The organism is Paenibacillus selenitireducens (assembly GCF_002021565.1).
Taxonomy (GTDB): Bacteria; Bacillota; Bacilli; order Paenibacillales; family Paenibacillaceae; genus Paenibacillus_K; species Paenibacillus_K selenitireducens.
On record NZ_MSZX01000013.1, the window covers coordinates 76,735 to 91,334 of the forward strand.

Annotated in this window: 11 protein-coding genes; 5 read left to right on the plus strand and 6 right to left on the minus strand. The window is 47.1% G+C overall.

Translation table 11 applies throughout. From position 1 onward, the window contains the following. The first annotated feature begins 45 nt into the window (after positions 1 to 45). The 3 genes from BVG16_RS26135 (at position 46) to BVG16_RS32540 (ending at position 2,890) form a co-directional block, all read left to right on the plus strand. Positions 46 to 726, plus strand: a complete 681-nt coding sequence (locus BVG16_RS26135) for a response regulator transcription factor (protein ID WP_078502148.1) — start codon at positions 46 to 48, stop codon at positions 724 to 726. After that, positions 723 to 2,120 (plus strand): sensor histidine kinase, encoded by a 1,398-nt coding sequence (locus tag BVG16_RS26140; protein ID WP_078502149.1) that lies wholly within the window; start codon positions 723 to 725, stop codon positions 2,118 to 2,120. The genes BVG16_RS26135 and BVG16_RS26140 overlap by 4 nt, the downstream gene beginning before the upstream one ends. Positions 2,121 to 2,701: 581 nt before the next feature. Next, complete coding sequence (locus tag BVG16_RS32540) at positions 2,702 to 2,890, plus strand: hypothetical protein (protein WP_144027494.1); 189 nt, start codon at positions 2,702 to 2,704, stop codon at positions 2,888 to 2,890. Positions 2,891 to 2,925: 35 nt separating this feature from the next. Here the strand turns inward: BVG16_RS32540 and BVG16_RS26150 are convergent, their stop codons facing one another. After that, a complete protein-coding gene (locus tag BVG16_RS26150) occupies positions 2,926 to 3,321 on the minus strand; it encodes a hypothetical protein (RefSeq protein WP_078502151.1) in 396 nt (131 codons plus the stop codon). Between BVG16_RS26150 and BVG16_RS32545 the strand changes: the two genes are divergently transcribed. Then, positions 3,310 to 3,600, plus strand: a complete 291-nt coding sequence (locus tag BVG16_RS32545) for a hypothetical protein (RefSeq protein ID WP_144027495.1) — start codon at positions 3,310 to 3,312, stop codon at positions 3,598 to 3,600. The genes BVG16_RS26150 and BVG16_RS32545 overlap by 12 nt on opposite strands. A gap of 108 nt (positions 3,601 to 3,708) precedes the next feature. Here the strand turns inward: BVG16_RS32545 and BVG16_RS26155 are convergent, their stop codons facing one another. After that, positions 3,709 to 4,737, minus strand: a complete 1,029-nt coding sequence (locus BVG16_RS26155) for a DUF418 domain-containing protein (RefSeq protein WP_078502152.1) — start codon at positions 4,735 to 4,737, stop codon at positions 3,709 to 3,711. A gap of 361 nt (positions 4,738 to 5,098) precedes the next feature. Here BVG16_RS26155 and BVG16_RS26160 point away from each other — a divergent pair, with 361 nt between their 5' ends. Next, positions 5,099 to 6,265 carry a GntR family transcriptional regulator gene (locus tag BVG16_RS26160; protein ID WP_078502153.1) on the plus strand — a complete coding sequence of 389 codons (1,167 nt, stop codon included), beginning with the start codon at positions 5,099 to 5,101 and terminating at the stop codon, positions 6,263 to 6,265. 142 nt (positions 6,266 to 6,407) lie between these two features. On the opposite strand, the gene BVG16_RS26165 is transcribed toward BVG16_RS26160, so the two are convergent. Genes BVG16_RS26165 through BVG16_RS26180 form a run of 4 tightly spaced genes read right to left on the minus strand, consistent with a single transcriptional unit; the run spans position 6,408 to position 14,572 of the window. Beyond that, positions 6,408 to 9,140: an alpha-mannosidase gene (locus BVG16_RS26165; RefSeq protein WP_078502154.1), complete on the minus strand. Its 2,733-nt coding sequence runs from the start codon at positions 9,138 to 9,140 to the stop codon at positions 6,408 to 6,410. A gap of 14 nt (positions 9,141 to 9,154) precedes the next feature. Further along, positions 9,155 to 12,283, minus strand: a complete 3,129-nt coding sequence (locus tag BVG16_RS26170; protein WP_078502155.1) for a beta-galactosidase — start codon at positions 12,281 to 12,283, stop codon at positions 9,155 to 9,157. Next, on the minus strand, positions 12,280 to 13,599 hold the full coding sequence (locus BVG16_RS26175; RefSeq protein WP_078502156.1) for a glycoside hydrolase family 125 protein: 1,320 nt from the start codon (positions 13,597 to 13,599) through the stop codon (positions 12,280 to 12,282). The genes BVG16_RS26170 and BVG16_RS26175 overlap by 4 nt, the downstream gene beginning before the upstream one ends. A 43-nt stretch (positions 13,600 to 13,642) precedes the next feature. Next, positions 13,643 to 14,572, minus strand: a complete 930-nt coding sequence (locus BVG16_RS26180; RefSeq protein WP_078502157.1) for a carbohydrate ABC transporter permease — start codon at positions 14,570 to 14,572, stop codon at positions 13,643 to 13,645. Between the last annotated feature and the right edge of the window lie 28 nt (positions 14,573 to 14,600).

The window sequence follows — 14,600 nt, forward strand, 5'->3', positions numbered from 1 at the left end:
AGAGGCGAAGTCCTCTCTTTTTGTGCTCAGAAGGGAGTATGAACAATGAGAATACATATCCTCGTCGCGGACGATGATCCCCATATTCGCGAATTATTGCGTTTCATTCTAGAGAAGGAAAGCTATGTAACCCATGAGGCAGAAGACGGTGAACAAGCGACACGTATCTTGGAGAACGAGCAAGTTCATTTAGCGGTCATTGATGTGATGATGCCTGGCAAAAATGGCCTTGAGTTATGTGAAGATATTCGCAAACATCATGATTTTCCTGTAATTCTGCTGACAGCGAAAGGCGAACTGGAAGATAAGGAGAAAGGTTTCTTGTCCGGTACGGATGATTATATGGTGAAGCCCTTCGAGCCTAAGGAACTGCTGTTCCGGATTCGTGCGTTACTGCGCAGATACCAAGTTGTATCCTCGGAGACGATCAAGCTAGGCCATACAATCATTGATCGCAAAAGCTACGAGATTCACATGAAAGACGGCACCATAATTATTCCTTTGAAGGAATTTGAGCTGCTCTCCCAGCTCGCCAGTCAACCAGGTCGTATTTTCACCCGAGATCAGCTCTTGCAATTGATTTGGGGGGCCGATTATGAAGGAGACAGTCGAACCATTGACGTTCATATCAAGCGATTGCGGGAGCGATTCCATGAACACACGAATGATTTCACCATCACAACCGTGCGTGGCCTAGGGTATAAACTCGAGGTATCCGGCGAATGAAGACACTCTATTTTCGGATCGTCCTCACCTTCGTCCTTATCTTAATGACCAGCGGCATCCTTGCCCTATTCATGATGAACCTCTACTATATCGGCCATGTTCGCGACACCAATGAGCAGAAGATCGTAAAGATCGGACAAGAGATCCGTTCCCTGTTCGAGCAAAATCCGGATTTGGAGCTCAACAGCTATTTGACCCATATCGCTGCGCTCGGCTATCAAATATATGCGGTAGACAAAAAGCTCGAAGGGACCTATTACGGCGATCCGTTCAAAAGAAAACAATTGGATACAGCCCAAATCCAGCTTGTTCTGCAAGGCGGGATTTATCGTGGCATTCAGGATGAAGGTCGGCTGTTGAAAGTGAATAATTATTTTGAGAATAGCCTGCGCAATAGCGTCGGTCTCCCGCTCGATGTACATGGCACCCGCTACGCGGTGTTTATCCGACCGAATCTGGAACAGCAGATTGGGGAGGTTCGAATCCTGCTTTCCCTGCTGCTCGGCTTCACGTTCCTGTTCAGCATCGTGCTCATTGTCATTTTTTCACGATTTATTGTGAAACCGATCAAGAAGCTGACGGATGCCACACATAAAATCGTTGGCGGCGATTATCGGATTGAAATGGATGTCACCCGAACGGATGAAATCGGGAACCTTGCGCGCGATTTCACCCATATGGCGCAATCCCTTCAACAATTGGATCAGATGCGCCAGGAGTTTGTTGCGAATGTGTCGCATGAAATCCAATCGCCCCTCACATCTATTCAAGGGTTCGCTCAATCCATTCGGAATAAGCGTACCAGCCCAGAGGAGGAACAGAAGTACCTGTTGATCATTGAGGAAGAGAGCAAACGTCTATCTTCACTCAGCAAGCAGCTCTTAACCCTTGCGACACTCGACAAAGAAGAGCATGTATTGAAGCCTTCATCCTTCCGCTTGGACGAGCAAATCCGGCAGATCCTGATTGTCACGGAATTTCAGTGGGTCGATAAACATTTGGAACTGGACCCGAATCTCATCGAAATGACGATCATAGGGGATCAACAGCTACTCTATCAAGTCTGGTACAACCTCATTACGAACGCGATTAAATTCTCCAACCCCGGTGATTCCTTGCATATAGACATGCATGTAGATCAACAGGACATCATCGTGAAGATTCGGGATACTGGGATCGGGATTCCGGATAACGAGCTCTCTCATATCTTCGAACGTTTTTATAAGGCTGACAAAAATCGCAATCGCACCCGGTCTGGCAGCGGTTTGGGCTTGTCCATTGTACACAAGGTTATTACGATGCATAACGGACATATTGATGTACATAGCGAGTTAGGACAAGGGACGACGTTCATCGTTCGATTGCCTCAAGTGAAAAACACGTATGAAGCATAATAATAACGAAAAAGGAGCATCTCTCGAGAACCATATCTCGGGTGGGAGCTCCTTTTTATTTTATACAACAGTTAGGCTAGCGCGAAGTTTGCCTTCTCCCTAAATTTGTTACAAAAGAATAAATCTTGTTGGAATAAGGGGCGCCTACCAGAGCATTCGCACAATCGAATGATGCAAATTCCTCATATGATTATCCTAGGTGTTCATTCCATAAGGAGGGTAAATTCTCATGTCATTAGCATTCAAGCAGAATGAGAAATGCTATAAATTCGATTGTTTGCCGAAAGGTGAAAGCATACTTCAATTCGTGTTCCGCAATGAGACGAATCAACCGTTATGTGATCTGCTTATTTCGATAAGTAAAAAAAAATACGATATGAAAGACTTTGAACCAGAGCTCGTCCGGATTACAAGTAATGATTCAGAGCATAAGAGTCATGAAAAGAAGCCATTCTGTGAATGTGATGACTGCAAGGAAGAGCGAAAGAAGAAGCGCAGACACCAGTCCGCAAAACCGTCCCATCCTCATGATTGCGAATGCGATCCATGTAAGAAGAAGAGAGAGGATAAAGAGAAAGAAGATGACCATCATTCAGGGCATCACAAACCGGATTGCGGATGTGATCACCCCCACCATGGTCCTTGCAAGAAGAAACCTCATGATCGCAGCAAGAAGAAACATTATGTCTACTCCAATGATCATCATCATTCGGGTCATCACAAACCGGATTGCGAATGTGATCATCACCACGACGACGATCACTGCATGAAGAAACATCATGACCACTGCACTCACTATCATCATTTAGGTCATCACAAACCGGATTGCGGATGCCATCATCATCACGACGATCACGGCAAGAAGAAACATCATGACCACTGCAAACACCATCATCATTCGGGTCATCACAAACCGAATTGCGGATGCCATCATCATCACGACGATCACTGCACTCACCATCATCATTCGGGTCATCACAAACCGGATTGCGGATGCCATCATCATCACGACGATCACTGCACTCACCATCATCATTCGGGTCATCACAAACCGGATTGCGGATGCCATCATCATCACCACGACGATCACGGCAAGATGAAGCATCATGACCACTGCACTCACCATCATCATTCGGGTCATCACAAACATGATTGCGGATGCCACCATCACCATGAAGAACACGGCAAAATGAAGCATCATGATTGTGACAGACCTCAAGGCACTAGCATTGCAACGGTCAAGATCCAGACGACTTCCTTCGCTGACGTGCTAGAGTGGTGTTCGCCAAGCAAAAAGGTATGTATCGAATTTGAAGAGCTTTTTAACGGAAAGTGCATCCCTACGCATGCGCCTAACAACGTCCTGATTGTAACGCTTATACTTACAAGACCATTACGCGGGGATGAAGTGATTACGTTCGAACCAAGCAGCGGACTCTGGCCTGTGTTGATCAATGAATCTCACTGTTCGGATGATTAATGTTAATAATATGACGACAAAGGAGCTTCCCTTGTGATCGATTCACAACGGTCAGCTCCTTTGTTCCATTCATCCTATGACTACGACTCCCCCTTACTCCACCTACTTCTATTTCTGCACTTGGACGAAACTAACTTGAAGATACGTACATATTCTCCATATCCACTCTAACGGTCCCATGCGGAAATAGCGAAGCCACATCCAGCTAAATAGCATTTGAACAGCATAGATTCCTATACATAAGAGCGTGGTTTGAATCGGCGTGACACGTCCGAATAAGTTCAGCACATGCCCCAAACCCAAGATGATGACGGTCTGCCCTATATAATTGGTCAGTGCCATCCTTCCGTAATACTTCAATGGACACAGGATTCGCTGCACGAATTTGATCTGTAGAAGTCTCATCAACGTCGTTACATAACAGACAGACAAGATTGCTCCCACATACACCTCTAGCAGACTGTAATACGTGAGCTGCCTAACGACCGACTCCGGCGTCGTGTCATCAATCGCCAACATCATCGTATCCCCCATCAATAGATACTGACCTGCTAAACCCACGATCCCGAGAACGCATGCGGTCCATTGCACACGCTTGATTTTCGACATCCATACATCGATCTGCTCAAACACACCATACTGACCCATCGCTAACCCTAACAGAAACATCGGAAGAATCATGCCGGCCTTCCCCGCTATGACACATAGCGGTACCATCAAGATGCAAGCAAGTATCACATTGGTCCGAGACTTCAACCTATAAAAGGGGATTAATATAAAGCCCACTATGGCATACAAGAACAAAGCTTCCCCAGGCTGAAACTGCTTATGAAAATAACCAACAACAAGAAGGGCGACGAGTCTTCGAATGAAAAGAAAGAGACTGTTTACCCCTTTCACCTTCGCACGGGATATAAAAATATAAAATCCAACGCCGAACAAAAAAGAGAATATCGCAAAAAATCGGGCTTCCACAAATAACTGCAGAAACATCTCCATCGTCCGGTTTGCCGTCCCCGCTTCGGCTTCAGGAACCTGAAGTAATGCGAGAATATTAACAAGAACGATCCCCATTAACGCAAATCCGCGCAAATAGTCCAGCGTATCGATCCGTTGATTCGTTATCTGTGATGGCATATGACCTCTCCTTCGAGTGAAGTTCTTCTCCGTACAGCGTACTCGATTCAAGATGCCAGCAGCCACCATGACGACTTACAGAAATCCTACAGTTTTGTAAGGCAAAGAATAAAGAATCAAATCCCTATCCATATCTATTCATATCCACATCCAAGTAATATTATATTTAATATATGCTGATTATATATATTACTTTAAACGGGATATCAAAAACCGATATAATCTATTTTCACTACAGTATAAACGCCAATTTTCACGATTTCATGCAATCCAATGGAATAAAACCGGTTTATTGACTCCTAAAAGATATATTTGATATAATAAATAAAACTATTTGTTTAAAAAAGTGGAGGGTAGTGTGATGCAGAACGACCGGCAACCCCTATATATGCAAATTAAAAAATATTTCAAGGAGCTGATCTCCTCAGGTGCCTTATCCACTGACGATAAGATTCCTGCCGAAAAGGATTTGATGAAACAGTTCGATGTCAGTCGAATTACCGTTGCCAACGCGCTTGCGCAGCTGGCTGCAGAAGGATGGATCTATCGGATTCCTGGACGAGGCAGCTTCGTTAGTAAAGAAGCGCAGCACCTTTTTCAAATAAGCAGGCCCGAATCAAAGTCTGAAGATTCTCCTCTCTTCATCCCTACGGCACCGATCCATCACCGCAAAATGATCGGTTTTCTCATTCCGAATATCATAGACTTTTTCGCCATCCGTTTGTTGAATGGCATGAAAGATGCCTTAGCAGGTACGGATTATTATCTGGTTATTCGATTCACCAATAATAATAAGCAAGAAGAGAAGGATGCGGTCCTCGACCTTATCCAGAAAGGGGCTGTCGGGCTTATCGTCTTTCCTTCTGACGCTGAAAATTATAACGAAGAAATATTGGCCTTGAAGCTGAAGCATTTCCCGTTCGTATTAGTGGATCGCTATTTCCCAGGCGTTGAAACGGATTATGTTGCATCTGACGGATTCCTAGGTGTACAACTTGCGGTCAACCATCTGTGGGAACTCGGACATCGGAAGATCGCGATTTGTTCAGATTCTCCTTTGCCAACCTTGACCGTTGAAGACCGGATCGCAGGCTACATGGAATCCATGAAACAAAAGGGCGTGCTCATTGACCCAGCCCTCATTCTAACGGAGTTCAATGTGAACTATAACAATATTGAAGAAGATCAACCTCTGTACCGCTATATCAAAAACGGTATGGCTTCCGCATTCATCACGCTCAACGCAAGTTTGGGGCTGCACATCGCTTCGATCGCCAAAAAACTAGATATGCGAGTCCCAGAGGATATCTCCATCATAACTTTTGATGATCCTTCACCAGGATTTGACGAATCCGGCATTTTCACATTTGTCTCTCAAGGCGAAGCAGAAATGGGACGCAAAGCGATGCAAATCTTACTGGGCCTGCTTAACAAACCAGCCATACAAGAGCGCCATTATCACAAAATCATTTTAAAGCCGGAACTTGTCGTTCGGAATTCAACAGGTAGTTTTTCAAACGGTCATTAAAAGGCTGAATGCCAAGTAAGTTCCATATCACATACAAAAAGCCCGGCATACGAAAGCCGTCCAGACAAAAATCGAGGGCATGTAAAAAAAAGATCGCATTCCCACCGTCACGGGGAATGCGATCTTTCATTATACGTGGATCTTAACGCATGAAACCTACGGTTATAATCTCACAAGGACCAACCTCATAGCTGAACCGACCTTCTGCTGTCGTCTCCATCCGAGCACCGCGCTCTTCAAGGATGTTGCTCTTATACGCATCATCGTATGTGATTTGGCTCGCTACCGATAATGTTGTCGGTTGAGAGCTCATGTTATACCAACGAAGCATAAGATCATCTGTGCCTTCATTCATCTTCATGGATGAGAAGGAAAGTGTGCTGTGATCCACTTGGAATGGTGCAAATGCTGGCGCAATCGTTCCAGCGTGTACACCGGTTTGAGCGATTGTCCATGGCACTTGGAATTGATAAGCCTCCGCATACGCGCCGGAGTTCAATCCATCGCCGTCGTGTGGAATCACTTCCATACGGACAACATGTTCGCCAATGCATTGCGCTTCAGGCGTCGGGAAGTAACCCCAGTCCCCAAGCTCACCCGATGAACGAAGTAGTGTCACAGCAATGGTGTTGCGGCCATCGCGAAGCACTTCATACTCGTTCAAGCCGAGGTTCGCAACCGTCAAGCCTGCCCCTGCTTCACTCACATCCACAAAAGCTTGCTGATGTTGCGTATTGCTCGGGTTCTCCCATTCTGGCGCTGGCTCATTATCGCGCGTTGGAATCTCGAACATCGAGTCGACGTGATGAACAGCTGCTTCTACGTCTGTCGGGAACAAGGCGCGGATGCGATGATCCTTCGCTTGGTTGTTGAATGATGCTTCGATTTCAACGCCTTTGCCCTGTTTGCTCAAGCTGATTACTGTGCGAATCGTCAAAGGTACCATAACATTCGAACGTTGTGCTTTACGATTCGGGAAGTACACACATTCACGTTGTTCTTGGTCCAACAATTCATCCGCTGAAGCTGGAATTTCCCAAGCATGAACAACTTCAAGCGAAGCACGATACGGCGTGTCTTCCAATACGCGGATCGAAGCTTTCAACCCTTTGGTCGTCAAGGCAATTTCGCCATCCGGCTGCTTGTACATGTATTCGTTACCGATATCGCCGGTATTCTCGTAAACGCCAAGGTCTTGGTATGTCCGTCCGTTGCGTTTGTCAACGAGCGTAAATGATCCGTCCTCGGCTACGTCAACACGCAGCATATCGTTCTCTATGGTCCGTTCTGCTTGGAAGAGCGAATCCGCAACCGCTGGTGTTGCCTCACTTCTCACCCAAGCATACGTTCTTAGTCCCATTGCCGGCACATTCGTAGCTTCGAAGGTAAGTTTTACTTTGCGAGCCATGTACGGCTGACGGAACATATCATCCGGTAGATCATACCCGAATTGATGTCCTAGATCTTCCACGGTATGCGGAATGATTTGACCTTCAGCATCCACTAGCACCCGGTTGGAAAGATCGAACTCTTTCATCCGGCGGCTTGTCTCTTCGAGCCCATGTCCATCACGGAAATACAAGCGCGCTGCATCCAGTTCAATCGTAACCACGCCGCTGCGCTCCCAACCCGTGGTGTTAAAGGCCACAACAGGAACAGCGTGCTCTCCCCATTGTGCGAAGCTCGACGTATCCACGGCATCCGCCAACGCTTGCTTCGTCTCATCCACGATGGATTCTGCGACATGACGGCTCTTCTCGAAACGCGTTACCATTTCGCGATGCACTTCATCTACGCTGCAGCCGCAAATGCTGTCATGCGGATGGTTCTGCATCAAGGTCTTCCACGCATACGTGAACAAATGATGCGGGTATTTCTCTCCAACTTTAAGTACATGCGCGATGGATGCAAGCGGCTCTGCCACTTTCTCCAATAAAGCTTGACCCTGTTGGTTCATTTGCTTCAAATAGACGCGTGAAGACGCGGTATTCACGAGTGTTGACCAACCATCTGTCCGTTGGCTGCGCAATTCACCGCGAACGGAAGACAACTCCCGATCTAATGAACGCTCCACAGATTGGAGATAATCGACGAAGTTCGAATGTACGAATTTCGTATCCGGATACAGCTCACGCGCTACCCGAATCGCTTCCGGCAGATCCAGTTGGATCGGCTGGTGGTCGCAACCATTCATGAACAACAATTCGCCTGTCGAAGCATACTTCTCCGCATCCGCCAACTTCCGTGTCCAGTACGCTTTCGCTTCTTCCGGATCCGCTGGGACTTCATTCCCGTTGGAATACCAGTTGGCAAACAAGATACCTAACACGTTCGAACCGTCCGGTCCTTCCCATCTCAATTCGGAGAAGGAAGACTCATAATCGCCGTCTGAGACGGTGTTGTTGAAGCCCGTAGGCTTCACGCCGCGTCCGAAGACCGCATTCTGGATACCGGATTGCTGCATCAGCTGTGGAGTTTGGCCTACAAGGCCGAAGGTATCCGGGAAGTACCCTACTTTTGATACCGGGCCATAACGCAATGCGTCCTGATGTCCAATCTGCATGTTCCGTACATTGGCTTCCCCGCTAGTCAGGAACGCATCCTGCAGGATATACCATGGGCCGATCAGAATACGGCCATCGCGAATGTGCTTCGCCAACCGATCCTTCTGATCAGGGCGAACTTGCAAATAATCTTCCAGAATAATCGTCTGTCCGTCTAAATAAAAGCTGCGATAATTCGGATCTTGATCGAGCTTATCGAGCAGCGTATCCACTAATTTCACGAGACGAACATGATGCTTCTCATAAGGCAAGTACCATTCCCGGTCCCAGTGGGTGTGGGAAATAATATGGGCTGTTCTTTGCTTACTCATCGTTGTCTCCTCCTCTATTTCGAACTCACTTCAATATATACTTCATCCGGACGATAGACCGATAATAACTTGCCGCTAGCATCCGTTGCGAATAGCACAGATCTCTCTTTTCCCAATACAAAGGCATAAGAAGTGCCCGTCTCTGTATCTTTCACTTCAATATTCACGTCCCAAGCAAACTCCGAGACGAATGTATAGAGGAATCCTTCGCTGAACGCAATCTTGCGTCCATATACCCCTGCATGCTCGCCGCCATGAATCCACTCCAAACCGGCTTCACAACCCGCAGCATCCAACGCATGTCGATATAATGCTTCAACGGCTGCCGTGTTGTCATTCAGTTCGATTGGCAGCGGACTCCATAATAAGCGACCTTGCCCTAACGGAATATCGACCAATGCGTCTCCAATGGTAGTCATGTTCTCTCCTACACGAACTTCCTTGTTCACTTCTGCAATGCGGCGATGCCCGTAAGAAACAGGGACCTTCACCCCTTGAATATCAAGGATCTCTTCACGTTGTACATTCGATATCTTACTTTCGCCGACAAGTTCTTTAAATCGCTTATGTTCTCTCCAATACGCATCCAAGCTAATCGGTCCGGTTACCAGCAAGGTTGCCCCTGTCTTCTTCACGATCTCCATCAATCTTGCCATCGCCGCATCATCGACGTTGTGCGCACTCGGTAACAGAATAAGCTTCGCTGGATTTGCTTCCAGCGCATCCAGATGATATTCCGAAACCGCACGGAACGGCATATTCAATTGATACGATAAGACGCGCGTTAACCGCGTTGTTGATTCGAAGGCCAATTTCCGGTTCGAAAAGTCATTGGAGTACGGGAACACAGCTACGACTTCTTCCAGCTTGCGACCGTGGAATAGATCCCGAATCTCACCCATGAAACGTCCAAAATCATAAGACACATTCGCCTCAGGCTTCTCGGTACCATCCGCACGCAAAGCGCCGATATGCGATTCATTCGCATTATCCATATAGAAGTTCGTATTCCAAATCCATTGAATCGCACCAGCTCCACCTGTTGAGAAGGCATAAGCATATTTCCGTTCAAGGAAATTCCGCAGCTCCTGCTCTGAACGTTTGGCATGGCCTTCTGGCGTCTCCACATACATAATGCCTGTCTCTTGAATCACATTCGGTTTATCCGGTGTCTTCGCGAAAATCCCGTCCCAGACGAGGTAATCATTGAACCACCACGAGTGGACCGTTGTATAATCCACGGCTTCTTCATAGAAAAACGGCGATGGACGCTGTGCACCTAGTGCTTCATCCTGTCCTACCGTTACCAGGTGATCCGGACATTGTTCCTTAATCGTATCAACCAATTGCTTCGCCCAACGGTTATGCATCTCCATGGAGAACAAGCAGTAATCGAGCCAACGCGTTCCCTTCTTCGCACGGTGCATATCCTGCACATCGAAGTTGATCTCTTCCGCGCCAGGAACCGTTGCTGCTGAGAAGCTAGGAAGCTGCTCCGGCGACATGTTCCAACGCTCTTGAAGAACTTCGATCCGCTCATGACGCTGCTCTAACCACGCGATAAATGCAGTCTGTTCATACCGATCATGGCAAGAACGAGGACCATTGGAGAAGATAAGCGCCGGATCGAACATGGAAGGCTCATTGATCAAATCCCAATCCACATGCGTTGAATGTTTGTGACGGGACACGATAGAACGAATAAATCGTTTCTGCGCCTCAACGCTCTGCGGATCCAAGTAAGGATTGACCCCTTCCCACGTCTCTGGCGTGAAGGAGAAGAACGTAAATGTTAATTGCAATCCATGTTTCTTCGCCGTAAGGAAGAACGCGTCGATTGCGCGCAGCACTTCTTCCGAAGCATGCCCATCCACTTGCATAATATTGCGATAAGCTGTCCAGATTCCTGTACGAATCCAGTTAATTCCCGCTTTCGCCATCTGTGCCATATCACGGTCCCAGACCGCCGCATTCGGCAGGAATAAAAATTTACGCGCCACATCGGACGTCATATAGGTCATGCCGACCACCGGAAGAGGTCGACCGTCTTTGATGAAATAATCACGATCGCGCGTGATCGGACTTCCCGATGACAACAAAGCCGCATCTCGACCCCAGAAGCCTTGGTGAAGTACTCGAACTTCACCGTCAGGCGCCATAGCGACGCAGATGATGCGATACATTCCACGCTGAATATCAAGAGGAACTTGAATACGCTCGTAGGAAATCTCGCTGCTTACCGCTACTGAATGCTGATGGTTCCAGCGCTGCTGCCCGTCTTCCCGTTCCACTGTAATATCGAATGTCCAGGCGTCTGTCTGGTTTCGTTCACCCTTACGTAACTCGTGATGAAGCCTTTGCGTCTGCAAAGTCAGAATCGCTTGTTCACCTGGCTCATACGTAGCGTAATTAGGCTTCATCCATAGTTCAGTCACTTGCTTCGCGCAGAATGCGACCCAAGAAGCCAACGCGTCTGCTCCGCCTTGTTCGAAGAACGAATGGGATAACGCGAGGTTTACGAACATCCAACGTGATCCGATGAATTCTCCGCGCACATTCTCCCATAATACGATCGGTGCCGCGACCTCGCGATCTGTCGCACTGATCCCTTTTAATAACGGATAAATCTGTGTACTCATCGTTCCCGCGGACCCCATTTGATGCGGCAAATCGCTATTGCGGGTCGTATGTGGAACCATATTCCATGTATCTTGAATGGTAAACAACGACTCCTGCCCCGCAAGGAGAGGAATCGTGTCTAAAGCTTGCCATGTCTTCACCGGTGTAGAGTCGACACGCAGCATTTCATGAATATAAAGCTCTTGGTGATAAGTTGTTTGTTCCGCTTCGACGACCCATGTATTGGATTCGTAACGAACCGGGCATTTGAACGCCGCACCGCCGATGCTGATGAAGCCGCCGCCTCGTTTTAGATACGAAGCAATTTCTGTCCAGGCCGCCTTCGGAAAGTACGGGGCATGCAGGTTGACGAAGCAACCGCCATCCGCCGAGCGCAGGGCATCTGCTAAGCCAGCAGCATCCACAACCGTTCCGACGGTGCTTAGTGCCTCCTCTACCGCACCGGTAAAGGAGGAATTGCTTGGAAAGTTTGCATCATAGAACAGAATGACGGATTTACTCATAGAATCCCATCCTTCATCGCCTGATACACCAATTGTGAGAACAAGCTGTTGGACCATGCGAACCATTTTCTTGTGAAGACCCTCGGATCATCCGCAAGGAAACCTTCGTGCATGTAGCCTGTATCGGCATCCGTTGCTTCCAGCATCGCGATCATTGCAAGCTTCTCTTCTGCTGTTGTTGCCGTTATTCCCTGCATGGACAAAGCCATATGCCAGATGTAACCGTCTGGCGTATGCGGGCTTCCGATCCCTTTCGCTGACTTGCCTTCGAAGTAGAACGGATTCTCCTTCGACAACGCAAAGCGTCTTGTATTCTGATAGATCGGATCGTCTGCGGATACGTAACCAAGGTAAGGAATCGACATCAAACCAGGTGTACCTGCATCGTCCATTAAGCAATAGTTGCCGAATCCGTCTGTCTCATACGCATAAATCGGTCCGAATTCAGGATGGCGGTAAATTCCGTACAATTGAATCCCGTGATCGATATCGGCTTCCAAATCCTTCAATTCCTTCAAGAAGTCCATATCACGGAATACCCATTCCGCGAATTCTTGCATATGGCGCAATGCCACGACTGCGAACATATTGCCCGGAATATTATAGTGGAAGTCACACACGTCATCGCTGGAACGGAACCCGGACCAGACCATGCCGGTATAATTCACAGGCATCCCGATGCCGTTGTTGCGAAGGGAATCCGTAGGAATGCCATTGTCCCGCGTGAAACGGTAAGGCGATAATTCGAAATGATGCTGCTCCGTTTTGAACAGGTCGTAAATTTTACGCATCGCGGCTTTAAAGCCGGCATCGAAAATATCCGTTAATTCTGTCTCTTTCCAATACAAGTAGGCTAACCGCATCGAGAAGCACAAGGAATCAATCTCGAACTTGCGCTCCCATACCCATGGAGACATTTCCGTCTGATCTGCCTTGTTCCAATGCCAATCATTCGCGGATTCATTGAACGCATTCGCATAAGGATCAATGTGAATATATTGAATGTGGCGTTTGATCAAGCCGCTAATAATACGCTGCAGATCCTCATCTTCCTTTGCAAATGGCACATAATGAACCACTTGCTCGACCGAGTCACGTAACCAGGATGCGGGAATATCTCCCGTAATGACGAAGGTGGTGCCGTCGTCCATTAATTTCGTTGTTGTCTCTAACGTATTCGGAAAGCAGTTTTTAAATAATTGCAATAGCTTTGGGCGATGCGCGAGCTTCACTTCAGCTTCTTGTAATACATCTTCAATAGCCTTAGGCAGTGTGAGCTTTGGCATCGGAATTTTTGGCAGTCTGAATTGTTCCATGGTTTGTAAATCCCCCAGTCTACATACTTTTATTACATGTGAATTACTCTTTTACCGCACCAATCGTCAACCCTTGAATGAAATAACGTTGGAAGAATGGATAAGCGAAAATAATCGGTCCCGTTGCGAGCACAACCATCGCCATCCGTGATGTATCTTGTGGTAAAGATTGTAACACGCCCATCCCAAGTGATGGATTATTTGTATTCTGTAAAAGGAACTGCATGCTGTTCTCAATGCGCATAAGCATCGATTGCAACGGTACAAGATCCGGATTGTCGATGTAGAGTAATGCATTAAACCAATCGTTCCAATAGCCTAGGGTACTGAATAGACCAATCGTTGCTAGACCCGGAAGCGACAACGGCAGAATCAATTTATAGAAAATCTTGAATTCTCCGGCACCGTCAATTTTCCCTGATTCAATAATCGCTTCAGGAACCGATGTGACGAAGAAGGTTCGCATAATCATAATGTAGAACGCATTTCCTGCAAGTGGAAGAATTAGTGCCCATAATGAATCTTTTAACCCAAGTAATTGTGTGACCACAATGTACGTCGGAACAAGTCCGCCGTTAAATAACATGGTAAAGAATGCGAAGAACCCGAAGAAATTACGGTATTTGAAGCTTTTACGAGAAATAGCATAAGCAAATAATGCCGTAAGAATTAAACTGACCACCGTACCTACAATCGTGACGGTAATGGTAATACCGTAAGAGCGAAGCAGCTGATCCCCTGCTTTGAAGAGATAGCGGTACGCCTCCAAGCTCCATTTCTCAGGGATGATCCGGTAACCGTTCGTGGCTAACGTTTTCTCATCTGTAAATGAGATAATGGTGACAAAGATGAAAGGGAACACGCAAGCGATGGCGAAGATTCCCGCAATGATGTTGAATAGTACATTCCATACCGTCGGCAATTTATGAAAATCACGTGGTTTTGTTTTAATGGTTTGCGTTTGAGTTGTCATATCCATATCCTCCTTTCCATGCTAATGG

Excerpts from the sequence above, each read along its gene's own strand:
- BVG16_RS26135 (WP_078502148.1), top strand. The coding sequence starts at position 46 with ATGAGAATACATATCCTCGTCGCGGACGATGATCCCCATATTCGCGAA.
- BVG16_RS26140 (WP_078502149.1), top strand. The coding sequence starts at position 723 with ATGAAGACACTCTATTTTCGGATCGTCCTCACCTTCGTCCTTATCTTA.
- BVG16_RS32540 (WP_144027494.1), top strand. The coding sequence starts at position 2,702 with ATGACCATCATTCAGGGCATCACAAACCGGATTGCGGATGTGATCACC.
- BVG16_RS32545 (WP_144027495.1), top strand. The coding sequence starts at position 3,310 with ATGAAGCATCATGATTGTGACAGACCTCAAGGCACTAGCATTGCAACG.
- BVG16_RS26150 (WP_078502151.1), bottom strand. The coding sequence starts at position 3,321 with ATGATGCTTCATTTTGCCGTGTTCTTCATGGTGATGGTGGCATCCGCA.
- BVG16_RS26155 (WP_078502152.1), bottom strand. The coding sequence starts at position 4,737 with ATGCCATCACAGATAACGAATCAACGGATCGATACGCTGGACTATTTG.
- BVG16_RS26160 (WP_078502153.1), top strand. The coding sequence starts at position 5,099 with ATGCAGAACGACCGGCAACCCCTATATATGCAAATTAAAAAATATTTC.
- BVG16_RS26165 (WP_078502154.1), bottom strand. The coding sequence starts at position 9,140 with ATGAGTAAGCAAAGAACAGCCCATATTATTTCCCACACCCACTGGGAC.
- BVG16_RS26170 (WP_078502155.1), bottom strand. The coding sequence starts at position 12,283 with ATGAGTAAATCCGTCATTCTGTTCTATGATGCAAACTTTCCAAGCAAT.
- BVG16_RS26175 (WP_078502156.1), bottom strand. The coding sequence starts at position 13,599 with ATGGAACAATTCAGACTGCCAAAAATTCCGATGCCAAAGCTCACACTG.
- BVG16_RS26180 (WP_078502157.1), bottom strand. The coding sequence starts at position 14,572 with ATGACAACTCAAACGCAAACCATTAAAACAAAACCACGTGATTTTCAT.